Annotated in this window: 3 protein-coding genes; all 3 read right to left on the bottom strand. The window is 38.1% G+C overall.

Annotated features, from left to right (window positions below; all coding sequences use genetic code 11):
- The coding region (locus tag RYL27_RS11225; protein ID WP_314967204.1) for a hypothetical protein at window positions 1-983 on the bottom strand (983 nt) is incomplete at its 3' end.
- A gap of 20 nt (window positions 984-1003) precedes the next feature.
- Window positions 1004-1420 carry a YjdF family protein gene (locus RYL27_RS11230; RefSeq protein ID WP_314345315.1) on the bottom strand — a complete coding sequence of 139 codons (417 nt, stop codon included), beginning with the start codon at window positions 1418-1420 and terminating at the stop codon, window positions 1004-1006.
- A gap of 285 nt (window positions 1421-1705) precedes the next feature.
- A complete protein-coding gene (locus RYL27_RS11235; protein WP_314345318.1) occupies window positions 1706-3001 on the bottom strand; it encodes an ATP-binding protein in 1296 nt (431 codons plus the stop codon).
- Window positions 3002-3162 lie beyond the last annotated feature (161 nt).

Here is a 3162-nt window from a genome sequence, read left to right on the forward strand (position 1 = left end):
TCTATTTTACAAAGTCCGATTTCTTTCAATCCTCTGTCATACAGGGCAGTGAGGCATAGCTCTCCACAAATATTGTGTAAGCTATGCTTCGTCATCCCCCTTGGCATGGCAATATCCAAATATTCCTTTGTTCTTAGGGAAAAGAGTTTTTGCTTTCCCTTCCAATCGTCATTGTTAAAAAGCGGTGTGATAATAAGATAATCCGAATGGGTGAAAGTTCCATTCACCCCGGACTTTTTTCCGCCCGCCTTCAATTGCTCCGACTCCAAAAGCTTTTCCTTTACCTTGCCCTCAGAGGAGATTTTTGCCAGAGCATAATAATCCATTCCCCATTTATTCACCGAGCCCGTGCTTTCTCCCGAAGTAAAGGCGTAGAGTTCCCCTTCCTCCATTTTTAAACTGTCGATTTTCGGAGCATCCTTCGTCCTCTCATCATGATGGGTAAAGGCATTTTTCTCTATTTCCGAAAAGCATTTCCACTTGGCTTCTTTTTTTACAGGGTCAAAGTCTAATAAAGCAAAGCATCGGGAAAGGCCGTAATACACTTCCTTTTCAAAGCAGACAGGAATTAGGCTACCGTCTGAAACGGTCTGAAAATGCCGTTGTCTTGCATTTTCCGGCAGTACTTTACGAAAGGGCAAGAGGCTGTTCTTAATCGAGATGATTTCCAGTGAAGAAAAATCTCCGGTAAAATAGAAAATTTCTTTCTTTGCCTTGATTACCCCGAAGCCATTTCCAAATGAAAAAAGTACCGGATCATTTTCTCGGTCAAGAAAGTCCTCCCCAAGCTCTATTTCCTGTATGCCGGTTTCGGACAGGACTAGAACAGTGTAGGCTCCGGGGGATTCTTCTCTTCTGGTTAAGAGGAGAGCGTTTGCGCCTTGCTCCGGACACGCAGGAGAAAGAAAACCTGTGCTGTAAATATAGGTATATGCATTTTCCAACTTATATTTTTGTATAAGACTTAGTTTTAAATCGGCCATGCTATTCCTCACTATTTTCGTTATCTGCCTCTGTGTTTTTCTTTTTTCTTCGCTTGCTTCAGCATAAATTGCCGTTCTTCCTCGATGCGTTTTTGTTCTCTGTTTTTTTCTTTACGCTTTTGTTTGTTCTCTTCATGCTGTAAACTTAACGCCTGTTGCGACTTCGTCCCGATGCCAGCGCGCTGCAATTGCTTTTTTGCCTCTCTTTGTGCTCTTTTCGGATTCTGTTTCCTTTCCTTGACTTGCGTTTCGACTTCCGGACTGAATTTCAGCTCATAAAAATGCTTTAAGATAAAATTACGTACCTCAAAGTCCTTGGGCTCTGCACCGAAAGTCACCTTCGCAACAGATAGGCAATTCCCCTCTGTTTTCTCAAAAACGCCCACCCAAAAAGCGCCTTCAAAAAGCACTGTCATTTGACAAGTCATCTTGTCCATATTTGTCCCTCCTAAAATGCTTATGAACAAAGAATGGACAACCCGGAGGGGAAGGTTACTTACCACAGGATTCTGTGACGGCCGGGCTACCTACCGGCTCTGGCATAGCTCTTTGTATGCGTTGCGTTTTTATCTTTGCTGTGTACATAATTGATGAAATTTCTTCCATTGCCTTATATCATAACGATTGAAAACTGCATTAGCAAGAATATAGAATCGTTTGCGATGAAAGTTCTTTCCAAAGTATATATTTTGTGGTAATTCGAAGATATGACTATGCAGCAGTTAAAGATTTATTGCATTTTCATCCAAAAGAAAATTCTCCAATCCAATGTATAAAATACCTGCATCATCATGTCGGGGGATAATATTATCTTTTACAACTACAATTTTCTTGAAGGAATCATCTATTTTTTTTAAAGAAGCAGTTTCCTGTTCTTGCTTCTCCTTACTGTCTATGTGTAGTGCAGACTGAATATAATATCTTTCATGCCCTTTATTCACTACAAAATCAACTTCCAGCTGAATTTTTTGCCTCTTTCCGTCTTTTTTGCAATCATATTCCACTACCCCAATATCCACATTATATCCTCTACGAATTAAATCGTTATAGATTATATTTTCCATGATGTGGGTCTCTTCTACTTGCCTGAAATTCAATCTGGCATTTCTTAGCCCGATATCTGTAAAATAATACTTAAGTGGCGTGGTAAAATACTTAGCTCCCTTAACGTCGTATCGATTTGCATGGGATAACAAATATGCTTCTTCAAAATACTCCAAATATTTCGAAATTGTACCGGAGGATATCTTAATTTGTTTTTCCGAGAGAAATCTTTTAGAAAGCTTACTGGGATTGGTAAGAGAGCCAATCGCCGAAGAGGTAAAATCCAATAATACTTCCATAACCTCTTTATCATTCTGTATCTTTTTTCTTTCCAGAATATCTTTTAAATAGGTTTCTTGAAATAAATCTTTTAAATAACGATTTTTCTCCTCATCATTTTTCAAACTATAAATATATGGCATTCCGCCATATATACTGTAATGTTGGAATGCCAATGACTTATCTTCTACTACTTCACAAACTTCCGCAAAAGACAAAGGATTGATATGAATTTCATCTCCTCTATCCCTAAATTGAGTTAAAACATCTCTGGACAACATTTTTGAATTACTGCCCGTTACGTATATATCTAAGTTATCCCGCTTCATAAGTCCTAAAAGCACATCCACAAAAGTCACCGTCTTTTCGTCGCTTTCAAGATAGGGATTCTTCGCAGCAATCGACAATTGGATTTCATCGATAAACACATAGTATTTTTTCGTTTCATCCTGGGTTTTTTCCTTGATATAATCATTTAATTTAAACGGATTCCTATACACCAGCGTATCTATTTCATCCAGTGCAATCGAAATGATTTGTCCATCTTCGATACCGCTTGAGAGCAAATAATCCCGATACAAATGGAAAAGCAAATAAGATTTCCCACATCTTCGGATTCCCGTGATAATCTTTACTCTACCGTTATCCTTTTTCTCTATAATTTTATGGAGATAAAAACCACGTCTAATCTGCATATGTAAATCCTCTCAAAAAATTAAGGTGGAATTCCACCTTTTTTTCACGAGTCTATTCTATCATTTTATTGTGCTCCTATCAATAAGCGGCTCAATTAATAAGATAATTCAAAAATGAAAAAGTAAATTCTACTCATCTATCCCCCAGTAGATTTTACTTC

Source organism: Oribacterium sinus (genome assembly GCF_963537195.1).
In the GTDB taxonomy this organism is placed as follows: Bacteria; Bacillota; Clostridia; order Lachnospirales; family Lachnospiraceae; genus Oribacterium; species Oribacterium sinus_A.

Bases quoted from the DNA above. Each gene is read 5' to 3' on its own strand.
- RYL27_RS11230 (WP_314345315.1), bottom strand. From the start codon at position 1,420: ATGGACAAGATGACTTGTCAAATGACAGTGCTTTTTGAAGGCGCTTTT.
- RYL27_RS11235 (WP_314345318.1), bottom strand. From the start codon at position 3,001: ATGCAGATTAGACGTGGTTTTTATCTCCATAAAATTATAGAGAAAAAG.